Source organism: Sphingomonas silueang (assembly GCF_040049155.1).
GTDB lineage: Bacteria > Pseudomonadota > Alphaproteobacteria > Sphingomonadales > Sphingomonadaceae > Sphingomonas > Sphingomonas silueang.
Genome location: NZ_JBDZDK010000048.1, coordinates 1 through 17,639 on the forward strand (window position 1 = coordinate 1; position 17,639 = coordinate 17,639).

Annotated in this window: 15 protein-coding genes; 12 read left to right on the forward strand and 3 right to left on the reverse strand. The window is 62.7% G+C overall.

The window, feature by feature from the left end; all coding sequences use genetic code 11:
• Positions 1–339: 339 nt before the first annotated feature.
• Both ABLE43_RS21885 and ABLE43_RS21890 read left to right on the forward strand, forming a co-directional pair.
• Complete coding sequence (locus tag ABLE43_RS21885) at positions 340–495, forward strand: hypothetical protein (RefSeq protein WP_198158548.1); 156 nt, start codon at positions 340–342, stop codon at positions 493–495.
• 117 nt (positions 496–612) lie between these two features.
• Positions 613–2,208 carry an isocitrate lyase gene (locus ABLE43_RS21890; protein WP_066690520.1) on the forward strand — a complete coding sequence of 532 codons (1,596 nt, stop codon included), beginning with the start codon at positions 613–615 and terminating at the stop codon, positions 2,206–2,208.
• Positions 2,209–2,318: 110 nt separating this feature from the next.
• Here ABLE43_RS21890 and ABLE43_RS21895 read toward each other — a convergent pair whose 3' ends face one another.
• On the reverse strand, positions 2,319–3,050 hold the full coding sequence (locus tag ABLE43_RS21895) for a TetR/AcrR family transcriptional regulator (protein ID WP_066690514.1): 732 nt from the start codon (positions 3,048–3,050) through the stop codon (positions 2,319–2,321).
• A 247-nt stretch (positions 3,051–3,297) separates the two neighbouring features.
• On the opposite strand from ABLE43_RS21895, the gene ABLE43_RS21900 reads away from it, so the two are divergent.
• From ABLE43_RS21900 to tnpC, 7 genes are all read left to right on the forward strand, one after another.
• The gene (locus ABLE43_RS21900) at positions 3,298–6,141 is read left to right on the forward strand and encodes a TonB-dependent receptor plug domain-containing protein (RefSeq protein ID WP_084401565.1); all 2,844 of its coding nucleotides are present in this window, start codon (positions 3,298–3,300) and stop codon (positions 6,139–6,141) included.
• A 64-nt stretch (positions 6,142–6,205) separates the two neighbouring features.
• Complete coding sequence (locus tag ABLE43_RS21905) at positions 6,206–7,813, forward strand: long-chain-fatty-acid--CoA ligase (protein ID WP_241215529.1); 1,608 nt, start codon at positions 6,206–6,208, stop codon at positions 7,811–7,813.
• Positions 7,810–9,525, forward strand: a complete 1,716-nt coding sequence (locus ABLE43_RS21910; protein ID WP_066690511.1) for an acyl-CoA dehydrogenase family protein — start codon at positions 7,810–7,812, stop codon at positions 9,523–9,525. The genes ABLE43_RS21905 and ABLE43_RS21910 overlap by 4 nt, the downstream gene beginning before the upstream one ends.
• 78 nt (positions 9,526–9,603) lie before the next feature.
• Positions 9,604–11,259 carry an electron transfer flavoprotein-ubiquinone oxidoreductase gene (locus ABLE43_RS21915; protein ID WP_066690508.1) on the forward strand — a complete coding sequence of 552 codons (1,656 nt, stop codon included), beginning with the start codon at positions 9,604–9,606 and terminating at the stop codon, positions 11,257–11,259.
• Between the two features lie 258 nt (positions 11,260–11,517).
• A complete protein-coding gene (tnpA, locus tag ABLE43_RS21920; protein WP_348980142.1) occupies positions 11,518–11,880 on the forward strand; it encodes an IS66-like element accessory protein TnpA in 363 nt (120 codons plus the stop codon).
• On the forward strand, positions 11,877–12,224 hold the full coding sequence (tnpB, locus tag ABLE43_RS21925) for an IS66 family insertion sequence element accessory protein TnpB (RefSeq protein WP_348980143.1): 348 nt from the start codon (positions 11,877–11,879) through the stop codon (positions 12,222–12,224). Before tnpA ends, tnpB begins: the two co-directional genes overlap by 4 nt.
• 61 nt (positions 12,225–12,285) lie before the next feature.
• Positions 12,286–13,839, forward strand: a complete 1,554-nt coding sequence (tnpC, locus tag ABLE43_RS21930) for an IS66 family transposase (RefSeq protein ID WP_425475302.1) — start codon at positions 12,286–12,288, stop codon at positions 13,837–13,839.
• Between the two features lie 262 nt (positions 13,840–14,101).
• On the opposite strand, the gene ABLE43_RS21935 is transcribed toward tnpC, so the two are convergent.
• On the reverse strand, positions 14,102–14,518 hold the full coding sequence (locus ABLE43_RS21935) for an acyl-CoA thioesterase (protein WP_348980144.1): 417 nt from the start codon (positions 14,516–14,518) through the stop codon (positions 14,102–14,104).
• Between ABLE43_RS21935 and ABLE43_RS21940 the strand changes: the two genes are divergently transcribed.
• From ABLE43_RS21940 to ABLE43_RS21950, 3 genes are all read left to right on the forward strand, one after another.
• Positions 14,495–15,208, forward strand: a complete 714-nt coding sequence (locus ABLE43_RS21940) for a TetR/AcrR family transcriptional regulator (protein WP_348980145.1) — start codon at positions 14,495–14,497, stop codon at positions 15,206–15,208. The two genes, ABLE43_RS21935 and ABLE43_RS21940, sit on opposite strands and share 24 nt — an antisense overlap.
• Before the next feature lie 88 nt (positions 15,209–15,296).
• Positions 15,297–16,256, forward strand: a complete 960-nt coding sequence (locus tag ABLE43_RS21945; protein ID WP_348980146.1) for an IS481 family transposase — start codon at positions 15,297–15,299, stop codon at positions 16,254–16,256.
• A 4-nt stretch (positions 16,257–16,260) separates the two neighbouring features.
• Positions 16,261–16,449, forward strand: coding sequence for a hypothetical protein (locus tag ABLE43_RS21950; RefSeq protein ID WP_348980147.1), 189 nt, complete (start codon positions 16,261–16,263; stop codon positions 16,447–16,449).
• A 185-nt stretch (positions 16,450–16,634) separates the two neighbouring features.
• On the opposite strand, the gene ABLE43_RS21955 is transcribed toward ABLE43_RS21950, so the two are convergent.
• Positions 16,635–17,407 (reverse strand): IS5 family transposase gene (locus tag ABLE43_RS21955; RefSeq protein ID WP_306286198.1). Its coding sequence is split into 2 segments (ribosomal slippage): positions 16,635–17,069 and positions 17,072–17,407, totalling 771 coding nucleotides; the frame shifts between segments, so codons are not numbered across the junction.
• Positions 17,408–17,639: the final 232 nt, after the last annotated feature.

A 17,639-nucleotide genomic window follows, 5' to 3' on the forward strand; every position in this document is an offset into this window, starting at 1 on the left:
GTCGATCAGGCGTCCGCGGCACACCCGCCAAGGTCAATGCGAACGCTGGTCTTGCGGCCAGCGAAGGGGTAAACTCGGGCAGTATCTCGGATGGCAGTCATGAGAGCGTATATCTGTGCCCGTCCTATGTAGCGCCCCCGTATTGTGCATCGGCTGCTTGATTTGCACCGCTGAAGCTACGAATCTCTTGTAAATTATTTACAGAACTACAGTTATAAAACTGCCAAACCATACATCCAGACTGCTTTATCGACACGATGCTGTTGGGGTTTGGTGATTCCGTATGCTTTTTACACTCCAACCGTGACGGATTACCGATCGCGGATTGGGAGACAGTAGATGACAAAAGAACCGCCGCGCAGTCGCGCCGTGTTCTCGACGGAGGATTTCAGTCTCCTGAAGGAAGCGGTCGGAGCGTACGTCCGGGAGATCGCCGACGATCCCCGCTCGTCGAAGTTTTCCAACCTGTACCATCGCCTGGGCCGTCTGGGCTGATCGCCGAGCGGACGCTTTCACGACCAACCGCAACGGCCGACGCCGCCCCTACGCCAGTTCGGCGTCGGAAGTAGCGCTGCGTCATGCCGCGGCCGCAAACCTTTGGAAGATTTCGACATGACTTACCAGGATCAGACCGCCCGCACCTCCGCACTCATCCGTCAGCAAGGCGGCACATGGGACGGGATCGACGCCGAGGCCGTGGTGCGGATGCGTCTGCAGAACCGCTTCAACACAGGCCTGGACATCGCCAGGTATACGGCCTCCATCATGCGGCGCGACATGGCGGCCTATGACGCGGACCCGGCGGCCTACACCCAATCGCTGGGCTGCTGGCATGGCTTCATCGGCCAGCAGAAGCTCATCAGCATCAAGAAGCACTTCGGCACCACCAAGGGACGCTACCTGTACCTCTCAGGCTGGATGGTGGCGGCGTTGCGCTCGGACTTCGGTCCGCTCCCCGACCAGTCGATGCACGAGAAGACTAGCGTACCGGCGCTCATCGAGGAACTGTACACGTTCCTCAAGCAGGCCGATGCCCGCGAACTTGGCATGATGTTCCGGGAGCTCGATCACGTCCGCGAGAGCGGAAACGACATGGAGGCCCAGCGGCTCGTCCACGCCATCGACAACTACGAGACGCACGTCGTGCCGATCATCGCCGACATCGATGCCGGATTCGGCAACGCGGAGGCGACGTATCTGCTCGCCAAGAAGATGATCGAGGCCGGCGCCTGCGCGCTGCAGATCGAGAACCAGGTCAGCGACGAGAAGCAGTGCGGCCATCAGGACGGAAAGGTGACCGTCCCGCACGAGGACTTCCTCGCGAAGGTCCGTGCCTGTCGCTACGCGTTCCTCGAACTGGGCGTGGACGACGGGATCATCGTGACCCGCACCGACTCGCTCGGCGCTGGGCTCACCAAGCAGATCGCCTATTCCAGCGAGAAGGGCGACCTCGGCGACCAGTACAACGCGTTCCTCGACTGCGAGGAGGTGCGCGACCTGTCGACACTGCGCGGCGATGTCGTGATCGAGCGCGACGGCAAGCTGATGCGGCCCAAGCGCCTTCCGTCGAACCTCTTCCAGTTCCGCGAAGGCACAGGCGCTGACCGCTGTGTCCTCGACTGCATCACGTCACTCCAGAACGGCGCCGACCTGCTGTGGATCGAGACCGAGAAGCCGCACATCGAGCAGATCGCCGGCATGGTCGATCGTATCCGCGAGGTCGTGCCCAACGCCAAACTCGTGTACAACAACTCCCCGAGCTTCAACTGGACATTGAACTTCCGTCAGCAGGTCTTCGACAGCTGGGCTTACGAGGGTCGCGACCTTTCGACCTATGATCGTACAAAGCTGATGAGCGCCGACTATGACTCGACCGACCTTGCAACGGAAGCCGACGAGCGCATCCGCACCTTTCAGAAGGACGCCAGCGCGCGGGCAGGCATCTTCCACCACCTCATCACCCTACCGACCTACCACACCGCCGCTCTGTCGACCGACAATCTGGCGAAGGAGTACTTCGGCGAGGCAGGGATGCTCGGCTATGTGAAGGGCGTCCAGCGACAGGAGATCCGGCAGGGTATCGCCTGCGTCCGGCATCAGAACATGAGCGGGTCGGACATTGGCGACGATCACAAGGAGTACTTTGCTGGTGAGGCGGCGCTGAAGGCGGGCGGCGCGCACAACACGATGAACCAGTTCGCAGCTTGATCGGACGATGCGTCACGGGGATCGGGAGATCCTCGTGACGCACTCCGTTCCACCCCCGTACTCCGGTTCGGGTGGGCGCACCGCGATCTGCCGTCATGATGATGGGTTGGCTACGTAGGAGATCGGTCTTCGTCGGAAGGCGAATTGAGATCGGGCGGGCCGTCCGGTGCACAGAGCGCTCGGATTCCTGCTGCCACGAAGACGGGCAGTCGGTCGGCTATCCCGAGGAAATTGTCCGAATGCACGAGACCCGACGAGAGTCGATCTATGCGTCCCGTCCGCCCTAGCGAGAACGTAAAGGAGCCGGTCAGGAAGTGATAGCTCCAGTACAGCTTCTCCTTCGACGCGTGGGGCAGGAGGATTTTCATGTCGTCGACCAGTACCCAGGAGACCGGGTCGAACGTCTCGGACATCAGCTCGTACATCTTGCCCCGACTGCTGTTCACGTAGGCGACGATCGAAGCGTAGTTCCGATGCTTGTCGTCAATGTCGGCCATCTCGAATGCGGGCCGCATGAAGGCGTCGAGCAAACCCTCGAGTGTGCCGCCGTTGCCGAGCGATGGACGATAGGCGCCCAAGGCCGCAAGGCGCGCGGCGTTCGCTTCCGGGGCACGCCGACGGAATACCGCGGCGAACAGCTTCTCCTTGTCGCCGAAGTAGTAGCGCATCAGCGACGTGTCGACGCCGGCGCTCGAGGCCACGCTCGAGATGGTGACGCCGTTGTACCCCTTGGCGGCGAATTCCGCTTCGGCATGATCGAGGATCAATGTCATCGAATCCTGACGTCGTTCCGCCTGAAGACGGCGCGCCTCGCGTTTTGTCTCCGTCTGCTCCTTCGTCATTCATCCTGTCCCGTCTGATGTCGCCGCTGTGCCGACCTCGTTGGCCGCTGGGTAGCCCTTTCGTTGCCAGAGCCGCTGGATGTGGCGCTTAACCGCCCTCGCTTTCGAAAAAAAGTTTTACGTGATTCGGCGTGCGGCAACTTATTTCCTGCAACGCAAAGAAATATGATTGACGCCGTTTCGCGGCGGCGTCATCCTCCGCTTCAAGAGACCGGGAACGAACCCCGGCTTTGATGGGAGTAGGATTATGAAGAGCAGGCTTTTTGCCGGCATCTGCACGCTCGCGTTGTGTTCATGGTCATCCATTGGGCTGGCGCAGACCGCATCGTCGACGCCATCGACCACCACGCCCCCGCTCCAGGGTAGTGCCGAGGCGTTGCCGGCATCCGGCGATGAGGATGCGATAGCCGACATCATCGTCACGGGCTCGCGAGCAATCGCCGATGGTTCGCAGGCGCCGACGCCGGTGACGGTCACCTCGGGTGAGCAGCTGGTGAAGGCAAACCCCGGACTGATCGCGGAGTCGCTGAACATGCTGCCGGCGTTTCGCGGATCCACCCGCCCCACGACCGGGAACGTCGTCGCGACCGGCCCGAACGCCGGCAGCTTCCTGAACCTCCGGAACCTCGGTGTCCAACGTACCCTGGTCCTCTTGGACGGGCGTCGTGCAGCACCGTCCTCGCGCGAAGGCGCGACCGACGTCAACCTGCTCCCGTCCGATCTGGTGAAGCGGGTCGATATCGTCACGGGCGGCGCGTCCGCCGCCTACGGATCAGACGCGGTCGCGGGCGTAGTCAACTTCGTGTTGGACAACCGTTTCAAGGGCATCAAGGGGACGCTGCAGTCGGGGGTCTCCGAGCGCGGCGATGGCGCGAGCATCAAGGGCAGCGTCAGCGCGGGTACGTCGTTCGCGAACGACCGCGGACGTATCGTGGCAAGCGCCTCCTACTACGATGTCCAGCAGATCGGCAGCCTGGCGGATCGCGAATGGGGCCGGAGCAATACGGGCTTCCTGAACAATCCGGCCAATCGCGGCCAGCTGATCTTCCGAGACAATCTGCGGGCCGCGACCGCGTCCCCGGGAGGTGTGATCCTGAGCGGCCCGCTCGCGCTCCGCCAGTTCGGGCCGGGGGGCACGCTGGTCCCGTTCTCGCGCGGGACCGCGCAGTCGGGTCTCATCCAGGTCGGTGGCGACGGCGCGCAGGCCTTCTCGAGCCTCTCTGCCGGGATCGAGACCCAGAACTACTTCACCCATGCCGAATTCGACGTGACCCCATCACTCACGATCTTCGGGCAGGCGGCCCTCGGCCTGTCGAAGACGGAGTACAATCAGATCCAGCAGTTCAATCTGGGCGGATTCAACGGCTTCACGATCTTCAGCGGGAACGCATTCCTGAACCCCGCCGTGCAGCAGGTGCTCACCCAAACCAACACGCCAGCGTTCGCGATGGGGCGCGTCAACTTCGATTTCGGCACGCCGGCGAATGCGCTCGCCAAGGGTCGGACCCTCGATCTGACCGCAGGCTTCAAGTACACCGGCGGTGGTGGGTTGACCATCGATGGCTATTACGAGCGGGGCCGCAACCGGACCACGATCCGCACCAACAACAACGTGGCGCTCGAACGCCTCTACGCCGCTGCCGACGCGGTCCGGGACCCCGCGACCAACCAGATCGTCTGCCGTGTCTCGCTGACGAATCCGGGACTGTACCCGGGCTGCGTCCCGATCAACCTGTTCGGCGTCGGCGCCCCATCCCAGGAGGCGATCCGCTATGTCGAGGTCAACCCGGCGTTCCGCACGACGGTGAAGCAGGACGTCGCGGACCTATCGATCCGCGCGACCCCGTTCGCGACCTGGGCAGGCGATGTGGCCCTCGCAGCGGGCGGTACGTATCGGCGCGTGGAGCTCGATCAGACGACCAACGACCTCGCCAACAGCGTGAACGATGCGACCGGCATCCGGGGGTTTCCCGCGGCCTATCTGAACCAGCCCGGCGGCCTGCTGCTCAGCAACGTGTTCCCGGTGGCCGGGTCGTACCACCTCTGGGAGGTGTTCGGCGAAGCGGCCGTCCCGCTCGCGCGTGATCAGCCGTTCCTCCACGCACTCGACGTCAACGGGGCTGTCCGGTACATCAACTACAGCACCAGCGGCGGCGTCACGACGTGGAAGGGCGGCGCGGTCTGGGAGCCGGTGGCCGGCCTGCGTCTGCGGGGAACCGCGTCGCGCGACATTCGCGCACCGAACGTGCCCGAACTGTTCGCCGGCATCGTGCAGCAGACAGGCGCGGTGATCGAGAACAACGTCACGGTTCCGATCATTCTGGCGACGCTCGGCAACGCCGATCTCCGGCCGGAGATCGCGAAGACCTACACCGGCGGCATCGTCCTGCAGCCAGACTTCGCGCCGGGGCTGACGCTGTCCGCTGACTACTATTCGATCAATGTGTCGGGGATCATCACGTCGCTGACGCCGCAGCTGACCCTCGACCAGTGCCGCGCGGGTAACGACGCCTTGTGCGCCAACATCACCCGGAACGCGGCCGGGACGATCACGCGCATCACGAGTCCGACCCTGAACCTCAACGAGTTGAAGGCGAGCGGCGTCGATATCGAGGTCGGCTATCGTCCGTCAGGCGACGTCTTCGGCGGCAAGGCCGGCTTTCGGGTGGTCGCCAGCTATCTGGAGAAGCAGCAGCAGATCTTCACCAACGGCAATATTGTCGATCGGGCCGGGGAAGTCGGACTTAGTAGCAACCCGAGGTGGAACGTGGTCGGCAACGTGACGTGGACGTCCGACACGTTCGAACTGTTCGCGCAAGAGCGCTTCATCAGTGCCGGTCGCTACGACGTCACCCGAAGCGAGCCGACCACGATCGAGGACAACACCGTCGACCACGTGTTCTACACGGACCTCACGGCGTCGTTCAAGGTCGCCCCAAAGTTCCGCTTCTACCTGACGGTAAACAACCTGTTCGATCAGGATCCGCCGCTCGCTCCGACCGGAACGCTGATCCAGTACAACAGGACGAACCCGCAACTCTACGACGTGATCGGACGGTTCTATACCGCCGGCATCAACTTCAACTTCTGATCCACGCGCCCCGCCCGGTTTCGGGCGGGGCGTCCAAGACAACTCGAACGATACGGATGACGCGGTGAGCCAGCCAAAGATACTTCAGACCGCGGGTAGGGACGCATACGCCTTCCCGTTGCTCATCCGCCATCTGCTCGCGAACGTGGCCGAGCAGAGCAGCGCGGAGATCGTCAGCGGAGGACTGCGTTTCACCTATCGTCAATTCGTTGACCGGGTGCGTCGTCTGGCGACGGCGCTGGCGGCGCGCGGCGTCCGTCCGGGCGACACGATCGCCGTGATGGACTGGGACAGTCACCGCTACCTCGAATGCTACTTCGCGATACCGATGATGGGCGCGATCCTGCAGACGGTGAACGTCCGGCTGTCACCCATGCAGATTGGGTACACCTTGCAGCAGTCCGGAGCATCGGTCGTGCTGTACCACGACGACTTCCGCCCACTGTGTGACGCAATCTGCTCACATCTACCGGGGCTTCGCGAAGCGATTCCGATGACCACTCCGGGCGTGCAGTCGTACGAGGAATGGCTCGACGGGACCGATCCGACCTACGAGTTCGAGGACTTCGACGAGAACGCCATCGCGACGACGTTCCACACGACGGGCACGACCGGAGATCCCAAGCAGGTCTTCTTCACCCACCGCCAGCTCGTGCTGCACACGCTGGCCTTCACGTCGACTCTCGCCAGTCAACCTCAAGGCCAGAACCTGACACGGGCCGACGTGTACATGCCGATCACGCCGATGTTCCATGTCCACGCGTGGGGCGCCCCCTACGCCGTCACGATGCTAGGTCTCAAGCAGGTCTATCCCGGACGTTACGATCCCTCGACCCTGCTGCGGCTTCGGCGCACGGAGGACGTCAGCTTCTCTCACTGCGTTCCAACGCTGCTTCGCATGCTTATCGATGCCGCCGCTGGCGAACCGCTTGGACCGTGGACTATCGTTATCGGCGGATCGGCTCTGCCACCGGCGTTGGTGGAGGAAGCGTTCGAGGTCGGTATAACGACGCTTGCGGGGTTCGGCATGTCGGAGACCGGACCGGTGATCGCACTTGCGCGGGGTGAGGCCGAGGACTCGCACGGTCTTAGTCGTGCAGGATTCGCCCTCCCGTTGGTCTACGCGAAGATTGATGGAAAACGTGGCGGAGAACTCGTCCTGCGTGCACCTTGGTTGACGCAAGGGTACGGCAGCCAGGACGCATCCGACACGCTTTGGGAAGACGGGTGGCTACATACCGGGGACGTGGCCGAAAAGGACGCCGACGGCGCCATCCGCATCGTCGACCGTCTGAAGGACGTCATCAAGTCGGGCGGAGAATGGATCTCCTCAATCGACCTGGAGGCGCGCCTCATGGAGGATGCAGCGGTTTCCGAGGCCGCTGTCGTAGGCATCGCCCATCCCCGCTGGGGCGAGCGTCCTATCGCATTCGTGACAGCCGCACCCGACGAAATCATCTCGGAGGAGCGGCTTTACGACGCTTTATCGAAACAAGCAGTGGCCGGACAAATAAGCCGATACGCCATTCCATCGATCATCCATGTTGCAGACGGTCTACCCAGGACCAGCGTCGGCAAGATCGACAAGAAAGCGCTTCGTGAGATCGCCATTGCGCTAGCGGCCGATGCTGCGGCCGCGGTGGAAGCACAGTCGAAGGTAGCCGGAGCATGAGCACAGCGATCGCAGCAACGAGCGAAATCCGCTTCGTCCTCGACCACGTTGCCCAGATCGGGCATCTGGCCCAGAGCGAACGTTTTGCCGCCGCCAGCGACGACGTCATCGAGGCGATAATCGAGGGGGCGGCCACCTTCGCGACCGAGGTCTGGGCTCCGCTCAACCACGCAGGAGACACGGTCGGCGCCAAGTGGACTGAGCAGGGGGTTGTCCTTCCCGACCGGTATCCGGAGGCCTATCGCGCGTACGTGGAAGGCGGATGGGGTACCATCGGAGTGCCCGAAGAGCATGGTGGGCAGGGGCTACCGTTTACGTTGCAGACCGCGGTGCTGGAACTGCTGGGCACTGCCAACCCCGGTTTCGCCCTGTGTCCTACGCTGACGGTTGGTGCCATCGAGGCGCTGGTTCACCACGGTACGCCCGAACAGCAGGCAAAATTCCTGCCGCAGCTGGCAACCGGTGCCTGGACCGGTACGATGAACCTGACCGAGCCACAGGCGGGATCCGACGTGGGAGCGCTACGCGCGCAAGCCGTGCCGCGGGGCGACGGCACGTGGTCCATCAAGGGCACAAAGATCTTCATCTCGTTCGGTGATCACGACCTGGCCGACAACATCGTCCATCTCGTTCTGGCTCGTACTCCTGATGCTCCGGCCGGAACGCGTGGCATCTCGCTGTTCCTGGTTCCGAAGTTCCGCCTCGACAAGGAGGGCCATCTCGGGGCGTTCAACGACGTCAAGGTAGTCTCCATCGAGCACAAGCTGGGACTTCATGCGTCCCCGACCTGCGTCTTGAGCTTCGGCGACAACGACGACTGCGTCGGCGAACTCATCGGTCCTGAGCATGGCGGAATGCGGGCGATGTTCACGATGATGAACAACGCTCGACTGAACGTCGGTCTGCAGGGCGTGCAGATCGGGGAGGCTGCTACCCGAAAAGCCGTTACCTATGCGTTGGAGCGGGTGCAGTCCGCACGATCCGGGGCTACCGACCGCAAACCGGTCCGAATCGCCGACCATCCTGACGTCCGTCGCATGCTGATGCGCATGGCGGCGCAGACCCAGGCCGCACGTGCGCTGGTATACTACGCTGCGGCCCAAGTGGACCGGACGACGCTCGGCGACGCCGCTGCGCGCGAGCGCCTCGAGATCCTCACGCCCCTTGCGAAAGCTCATGCCACGGACCTCGGCAACGAGATCGCATCGATTGGTGTGCAGGTGCATGGCGGGATGGGATATGTCGAGGAGACCGGAGCGGCACAATACTTCCGGGACGCTCGCATCACCCCGATCTACGAAGGCACGAACGGCATCCAGGCTGCGGACCTGGTCGGTCGTAAGCTCGGAATGGGGAACGGTTCGGCGTTCGCTTCCCTGATTGCCGACATGCGTGAAACGTCTCAGACCGCCGCACTGACGGAACTGATCGACGTGTGCGACGAGACGGGACGTCGGCTTGCGGGTGCCGATGCGGACGACCGCCTGGCGGCCAGCTATCCGTTCCTGACGATGTTGTCGGTCGCGGTCTGTGGGTGGTTGATGGAAGCGCAGGGTCGAGCAGCTTCGGATGACGATTTATGGCAGGCCAAGAAGGCAACGACCGCCTTCTATCTCAACCAGATCGTGCCCGAAGCCTTGGGTTTGGCGGCGGCCGCGCGAGCCTCGTCGGCCGAACTTTATGCGGTCGATCCCGCCCTGCTCCTCGCTTGACGAGCTTCAAGACGGAACGCCCATTTCGAGCGGATCCGGAAGCGAGGTGGGCTACATGACGACGCGGGAGTGCAAGGCATGAACGAACGGGAATCAATGCCCTACGACGTGGTGATCGTTGGTGCCGGCCCCGCCGGTCTGACGGCCGCGATCCGGCTGAAACAACTCGCCGAAGCGGCGGGTACCGACATGTCGGTGTGCGTTCTCGAAAAGGGGTCGGAGGTCGGCGCGCACATCCTGTCGGGAGCGGTCATCGACCCGCGTGCCCTCGACGAACTGATCCCCGACTGGCGGGAGACCGATTGCCCGCTTGCCGAAACGCCGGTGACGCAGAACCATCATTGGGTGCTGACGACCAGGAAGAAGTTCAACCTGCCGCATCTCTGGACGCCGCCCTTCCTTCACAACAAGGGAACGTACACGGGCTCGCTCGGCAATCTGTGCCGCTGGCTCGCCGGCCGGGCCGAGGCGATGGGCGTGGAAATCTTCCCCGGCTTCGCAGCCGCCGAGATCCTGTTTCACGAGGATGGGCGCGTGAAGGGTGTAGCGACGGGCGACATGGGTGTCGCCCGCGACGGCACGCGCAAGGGCGACTATCAGCCCGGTCTAGAACTTCACGCGAAATACACCTTCTTCGCCGAAGGCGTGCGCGGTCACCTAACCAAAGAACTGATCCGGACCTTCGATCTCGCCGCCGAGAGTGACCCACAGGTCTATGGCCTCGGCATCAAGGAGCTGTGGGACATCGATCCCGCGAAGCATGAACCCGGCAAGGTGGTGCATACGCAGGGTTGGCCCTTGGGCAGCGACGCAAACGGCGGCGGCTGGATCTATCATCAGGCAAATGGCCAGGTGTCGATCGGCTTCGTCACCTGGCTCGGCTATACCAATCCGTATCTGTCCCCCTTTCAGGAAATGCAGAAGTGGAAAACGCATCCCGCCATCGCCGACCTGCTGGGGGGTGGCCGCCGCGTCTCGTACGGAGCGCGCGCGATCAATGACGGGGGTCTCCAGTCGATCCCTAAGCTGGTCGCCCCCGGCGCCGCGCTGATCGGCTGCTCCGCCGGCTTCCTCAACGTACCGCGCATCAAGGGCACGCACGGCGCGCAGAAGTCCGCGATGATGGCTGCTGAGGCCGCGTTCGAAGCAATCCGGGCGGGGCGCGAAGGCGACGAACTCGCCGCCTATCCGGCTGCGTTCGAGACGAGTTGGCTGAAGAAGGAGCTGTCCGTCGTCCGCAACGTCGTGCCGCTGGTCAAGAAGTTCGGGGATTTCGTCGGCTCCGGCCTGTCCGGCATAACCATGTGGCTGGAGCATTTCGGGCTGAAGATGCCTTTCACCCTGCATCATCATCCCGACCATGACACGCTGGAACGGAAGGCCCTAGTGAAACCGCCGGTCTACCCCAAGCCCGATGGCGTCCTGACCTTCGACCGTCTCTCCTCGGTTTTCCTGTCGAACACGAACCACGAGGAGGATCAGCCCATCCACTTGCAGCTGCGTGATCCCTCGATCCCGATCGCCTACAACCTACCGCTTTACGACGAACCGTCCCAGCGCTACTGCCCGGCCGGTGTCTACGAAGTGGTCGGTGTTGCGGACGGCAGTCCCAAGTTCGTCATCAACGCTCAAAACTGCGTTCACTGCAAGACGTGCGACATCAAGGATCCGACGCAGAATATAAACTGGGTTGTGCCGGAAGGCGGCGGTGGCCCGAACTATCCGAACATGTGATTTCTGTTTGTCAGTAATTGATAGTGTCGACCATCGACACCCACGCGCGCTCCCGACTGTCGAAACAATGACGGCGATATCGGCTGATTGCGTGCGACGTATTGCACAGACATAAGCGCCAACTGTAAGCGTGGTCGGCAGGCCGCCTTGCGGTAGCGCTGGCGGTCAGGATGCTTGTCGCCTTTGACGAGGGCGCGGGCTGTGCGGGAAGTTGTCGGTTCTACGACTGGTCATACGACTACTCGTATGACTGGTCGGATGGAGGTGGTCGGCCGGGTATCAGGCCGGCGCCGATGGTCGGACACGGAGAAGCTGGAGATTTTGGCCGAGGCGTTCCGGCCGGGGATACGGGTCTGCGATGTCATCGCGCATCGCGAGGTGTCGAGCAGCCTGATCTACACGTGGCGCAGGCAGTTGCGGGAGGGCAAGCTGGCCGGAGCGGTGCCATCGCTGCCGGTGTTTGCCGAGGTACAGGTGGCAGAGCCGACGCCGCCAGCGCCACAGCAGGCGCCATGTCCATCGGGGTTCATACAGATCGAGTTGCCGGGCGGCGTGCGGGTGAGCGTGGATGCCGCGGTGGATGCAGGCGCGCTGGCACGGGTGCTGTCGGTGCTGCGGTGAGCCCGGTGCTGCTACCGACGCGGGTGTTCCTGGCGTGCGGCGTGACCGACATGCGCAAGGGGTTCGATGGTTTGGCGGTGCTGGTGCAGCAGGTGCTGGCGCAGAACCCGCATTCGGGTGCGCTGTTCGCGTTCCGCGGCAAGCGGGGGCATCTGGTCAAGCTGCTGTGGTTCGACGGCCAGGGGCTTTGCCTGTTTTCCAAGCGGCTCGACCGGGGTCGGTTCGTCTGGCCGGTAACCGCAACCGGCACGGTAACGCTGACGCCGACACAATTGTCGATGCTGCTGGAGGGCATTGACTGGCGCCGCCCCGAGCGGACGTTCACGCCGACACTGGCGGGGTAGGAACGGCAGTTTTTCGCCACTTTTCCTCGCTCGCCGATCTGCAATCTGCTATGGAAACAGGGTGTCGGAAGCGCCCGTTTCCTCTGTTGATCCCGCCGCGCGGATCGCCGCGCTGGAGGCTTCGCTCGCCCGGGCCAACGCTGCGCTGGCCGCCCGCGACCTGCTCATCGACACCCTGCGCGGACAGATCGCGCGGCTGCGGCGGATGCAGTTCGGCGCCTCGTCCGAGAAGCCAGGCCGCGAGATCGAGCAGCTCGAACTGGCGCTGGACGAGCTGGAGACGGAGCGTGATGCGCCTGTGCCCGAGGCGGCGGCCCCCGGCGTAGTGGCACAGCCGGTGCCCGTTCGTAGTTTGCCGGGACATCTACCGCGCGAGGAGGTTGTCCACGAGCCGGCGTCGGGTGCCTGCGCCTGCCCGGACTGTGGCGGTGCATTGCGCGCGCTCGGCTCGGACGCGCAAGAGATGCTCGACATCGTGCCGGTGCGCTGGCGCGTCGTGTGCAACGTCCGCCCCAAATACAGTTGCCGGGTATGCGAGAAGATTGTCCAGGCTCCCGCCCCGGTCAGCGCCGTGGCACGCGGCAAGGCGACCTTCGCGACGCTGGCGCACGTGGTCGTCTCGAAGTTTGACCACCATCTGCCGCTCTACCGCCAGGTCGAGATGATGGCCGCGCAAGGGGGCGATATCGACCGCTCGACGCTGGCGGGCTGGACCGGACAGGCCGCGGCGCTCCTAGACCCCATCGTCAGCCGCATCCGCGACGAAGTCCTCAAGGCCGACAAGATCCATGCCGACGACACGCCCGTGCCGGTGCTCGACCCCGGCCGGGGCAAGACCGCGACCGGGCGGTTGTGGGTGTACGCGGCCGACGACCAGGCATCCGGCAGCACGGCGCCGCGCGCGACCTGGTATCGCTTCACGCCAGACCGCACCGCCGCGCACCCAACGTCCCATCTCGCCGGTTTCCGCGGCTTTCTACAGGCCGATGCCTATGCCGGTTATGACGGACTGTATCATGATGGCGTCAGCGAGGTCGCGTGCTGGGCGCATTTCCGGCGCAAGGTCTTCGACCTGCACGAGCGGTCGCCCACGCCGCTGACCACCGACATACTCGAGCGTATCGGCGCGCTTTATGTCGTCGAGGCCGAGGTCCGCGGCCAACCGCCCGATGTGCGTTGTCGAGCCCGACAGGAGAAAAGTCGGCCACTGGTCGAGGCCTTGCGCGAGGTGCTCGACGCCGCCCTTCGCCATCTGTCGCCCAGGTCCGACATGGCAAAGGCTTGTCGCTATGGCACGAAGCGCTGGCCGGCACTGTCGCGCTTCCTCGACGACGGCCGCCTGGAGATCGACAACAATATCGCGGAGCGTGCGCTGCGCGGTGTCGCCGTCGGACGCCGCAACTGGCTCTTCGCCGGTTCGCGCGCAGGCGGCGAGCGTGCTGCGGCCATCTACACCGTCATCCAGATCTGCAAGGCGAACGGCGTCGACCCCCAAGCCTATATCGCCGACGTCATCGCCAAAATCGCGGGTGATTGGCCAACAAGCCGCTGGGACGAACTCATGCCCTGGAACTGGATGCCGCCGGCGGATCAGCCGGTTGCGCAAGCCGCATAATCCGCGGTCTTCACACCGCGCTTACCGCCAACTCGCGCACCCGCTCGAAGATGTGCCGGTGATAGCCAAGCGAGTGGTGAGTGGAGTAGCTCACTCCACGAGCCTCGCAAACTGACGGCATTGGGATGTCTTAACGAACGGAAACTACAATTCGCTATAACGCATAGCGGGGCAGAATTCCGATAAGCCTTCGGCAATATCCGAGTGCGTACTCAGGGAGCTAAGAGTTACCGATAGCCATTCGCCTATAATCAAATGGTAACTATGCCGTCTTGCTCACACGTTCAAAGAAGAGGTCGCGAACCTCTGTTGCTAGCCTGACCGGCTGAAGCGACGCAGCGTCGAGACTACACCATATGCTTCTAACGTCTGCCAGAACTGTTCCACCCCGCCTGATGGTAGCCTCAAAGTGCGCCTTTGCCCCGACAAGACGCTGAGCAAGCGTTAAAACCTCTACCTGCTGATCTAGGAACGCAGGAGCCCTGTACGTAATTTCATGCCTGAGGGCGACCCACGAGACTGTATCTACGACATCGCTCGGCGCTGTACCCATCCAAAACGCGGTGACGGCTTCCTGTACCCACCGGAGATAGACTGTGTTGTTCACATGACCCATGTGATCGATATCGATAGAAGTCACGTCGAACGTACATACATGGCTACTGCCACCTTCGGGCATTTTGGTCGTCCCCACCTGAGCTCATTGACGAGGAAGCCTCAATCGCATATATTGTCATTGGTGACAATAGCGGTAGCACCAACTCGGCGACGGCGCCAACCGGATGAACTTCGTGGCGAGGCAATCTCTGCCGCGAAAGCTATTCTTCTGCGTGAGGGACCCGCAGCCGTGACGCTCCAGAGCGTCGCTAGCGCGCTAGGAATGGCGCACGGCAGCATCACCCATCACTTCGGCACCGCCGCGAACCTTCAGGCAGCAGTAGCAGATGCGTTAGTCGAGGCGCTTCTAGCTGAGGTCCGGACTGGGGCGTCCGCCTTAAAGAATGGCGCTATTGATGAACGCGATCTCGTCGATCTGGTGTTCGACGCATTCCACGACAGTGGTGTCGGAAGGCTGATAGCTTGGCTATCCGCCCACCAAAGCCCGTTGCTCCAAGCGTTGTTTGAGCGGTTCGGGCGGCTTTCAAACGAAATTGCCTCGGACCGAAAGAACGGATCTGCGTTCACCAAGGATGTGCTTCCTGCGATCATCGAGGGTGTCGTCATGCCCGCCCTGAGCTCGTCTTTGATCGGTGCGGAACTGCTTCAGGCGCTCGGACTTGACCCTACATTCACCCGTCTTCGGGTAGCACACGATCTTTCGTTCCACCGTGAGCAGCGGATCGGCAGAGATGTTCTCCGACGGGCATGAAAACGTTAAATCGAGCGCCAAGCCGAGTTAGGTGTTTGATCCCACGGTTTGATGGTGCGATCCTTTCGTTGGAATGGAAGGAAGCCGTATGGGACAGGTACGTCACGGGAGCGCCACGACCACGCACGCCGTCCGAGCAGCAATACAGCGATCGCAAGCTTCGCTCTCGACGCTGAGCCGAGAGCTGGGGATCAACCCCAAGACGGTTGCGAAGTGGCGTAAGAGGGCAACGGTCGAGGATCTGAAGACCGGGCCGAAGGCCCCTCATTCAACGACCCTGACCGAGGCGGAGGAGGCAATGGTAGTGGCGTTCCGGCGGCACACGCTGCTGCCGCTCGACGACTGCCTCTATGCGTTGCAGCCGTCGATCCCTCATCTGACCCGGTCAGCGCTGCATCGTTGCCTTCAGCGGCACGGCATCTCACGGCTACCGGATGTCGAGGGCGACAAGCCGAAGCGGCAGCGCTTCAAGCGTTATCCGATTGGTTTCTTCCACATCGATATCGCAGAGGTGCAGACCGCTGAGGGCAAGCTCTATCTGTTCGTCGGCATAGACCGCACCAGCAAGTTCGCAGTCACCCAGCTGGTCGACAAGGCGGATAGGCGCACAGCATGGGAGTTCCTCGAACACCTGCTGACAGCCGTGCCCTACCGTATCCACACGATCCTGACCGATAATGGCATTCAGTTCGTCGAGCAGCCGCGCAACCGGAACACCGCTTGGTCGCGCCAGATGCGCTTCGACATGATCTGCGAGGCAAACGACATCGAGCACCGGCTCACCAAGCCGAACCACCCGTGGACGAACGGTCAGGTCGAACGGATGAACCGCACCATCAAGGAGGCAACCGTCAAACGCTTCCATTACGAGAGCCACGACCAGCTTCGGACGCACCTCGCCGACTTCATGGCCGCCTACAACTTTGCCCGCCGGCTCAAGACGCTCAGCGGCCTCACACCCTACGAATACATCGCCAAGATCTGGACGTCAGAGCCAGACCGGTTCATCGTCAACCCGATCCACCAGATGCCGGGACTGAACACCTAGCCGCTTGGCCTTGCTGGCCGCGACCTCGCACACAACCACCGAGGCCGACTGCAACCTTTGCCTGCGCATCTACGACGCGAAGTGGTGGATCGATCACCGGGATCTGCCAAACGAAGAGTTTCTGGTTCAGGCAACCAGCCACCTGCAAATTGCTGGCATTCCAGCAGATGGGCAGCGATCTGAAGCGGCATGATCAGGACCCCAGCGCGTACCTACTCAATAGCACGAACCTGCCAGCATACCGCCTGAACTTCAGCGCAGCGCGCCTTCCGGTTCAGATCCGAAGATAGAGTAGCCGTGGATCATCGAGCATACTGGCAGGTGTTGGCGTAATCCATTCGGCGCCATGTTCGGGATAGGGGCCGTAGAACAGGTCGCCTAGGCCACGTGGACAAAGGGCAGCCACAGCGTAACTGATGCGAGCGCGACGAAGCCGAGATATGACTCTGCTGTCTTGTCATAACGCGTTGCGACACGGCGCCAGTTCTTGAGCTTGCTGAACAAGCGCTCGACGAGATTGCGCCAACGGTATTTCTCGCGATCATGCGGGATCGGCATGCGGCGGTTACTTTTGGTTGGAATGACCGCCTCGACATCCGCCTTGGCGAGTTCCTGGCGGATGGCATCGGCGTCATAGCCCTTATCGGCAAGCAGGGCCTCAATCCGGTCAGCCAGCATCCCGAACAAGGGCCCGAAGCCCTTCACGTCGTGGGCCTGGCCCGGCGTCAGGACGAAACATAGCGGTCGCCCCTGACCATCACAGCGGGCGTGCAGCTTGGTTGTGAAACCGCCTCGCGAGCGGCCGAGCCCTTCGAATTCTTGATCCCTTTTTTTAGCCCGACGGCGCAGTGGTGCGCCCGGACTACGGTGCTGTCGATCATGTCGGCGCTGACATCCCGCTCGACGACAGCGGCCAGGGTCTCCAGCATGGCCTCGAACACGCCCGTCACGACCCAGCGACGATACCGCCGGAACACGCTGTTCCACTTGCCATATTCATCCGGCAAATGCCGCCATTGCGCGCCTGTCCGCGCCATCCACACCATGCCTTCGAAATAGGGCCGGTTGTCTCCCGCGGGTCGGCAGCCACGTCCTCGCTCCGACGGCAGCAGGGGCCCTATCAGAGCCCACTCATCATCCGAAACCCCAATCCGCTCGCCCAATGCCGCCTCCAAAAGACAGCCTTGAATCAACCGATCAGACGCGCGTCAACCTTTGTCCACGTGGCCTAGTGCCCGACGAAAATGCGCATTCATCCACTGTGGAGGGCGGTGACAAACCAGGCCAATGGAGCGCCTGCGATTTGCTGAGCGCGGCGGTGTAAAAGCCGGCCATTGGTTAGGCTGCTCCTTTTGGAGCGGCCAGGGATGTTTGCCGTGGAGA

Bases quoted from the DNA above. Each gene is read 5' to 3' on its own strand.
- tnpA (WP_348980142.1), top strand. From the start codon at position 11,518: ATGGAGGTGGTCGGCCGGGTATCAGGCCGGCGCCGATGGTCGGACACG.
- ABLE43_RS21940 (WP_348980145.1), top strand. From the start codon at position 14,495: ATGGCTACTGCCACCTTCGGGCATTTTGGTCGTCCCCACCTGAGCTCA.
- ABLE43_RS21945 (WP_348980146.1), top strand. From the start codon at position 15,297: ATGGGACAGGTACGTCACGGGAGCGCCACGACCACGCACGCCGTCCGA.
- ABLE43_RS21890 (WP_066690520.1), top strand. From the start codon at position 613: ATGACTTACCAGGATCAGACCGCCCGCACCTCCGCACTCATCCGTCAG.
- ABLE43_RS21935 (WP_348980144.1), bottom strand. From the start codon at position 14,518: ATGCCCGAAGGTGGCAGTAGCCATGTATGTACGTTCGACGTGACTTCT.
- ABLE43_RS21900 (WP_084401565.1), top strand. From the start codon at position 3,298: ATGAAGAGCAGGCTTTTTGCCGGCATCTGCACGCTCGCGTTGTGTTCA.
- ABLE43_RS21915 (WP_066690508.1), top strand. From the start codon at position 9,604: ATGAACGAACGGGAATCAATGCCCTACGACGTGGTGATCGTTGGTGCC.
- ABLE43_RS21885 (WP_198158548.1), top strand. From the start codon at position 340: ATGACAAAAGAACCGCCGCGCAGTCGCGCCGTGTTCTCGACGGAGGAT.
- ABLE43_RS21895 (WP_066690514.1), bottom strand. From the start codon at position 3,050: ATGACGAAGGAGCAGACGGAGACAAAACGCGAGGCGCGCCGTCTTCAG.
- ABLE43_RS21910 (WP_066690511.1), top strand. From the start codon at position 7,810: ATGAGCACAGCGATCGCAGCAACGAGCGAAATCCGCTTCGTCCTCGAC.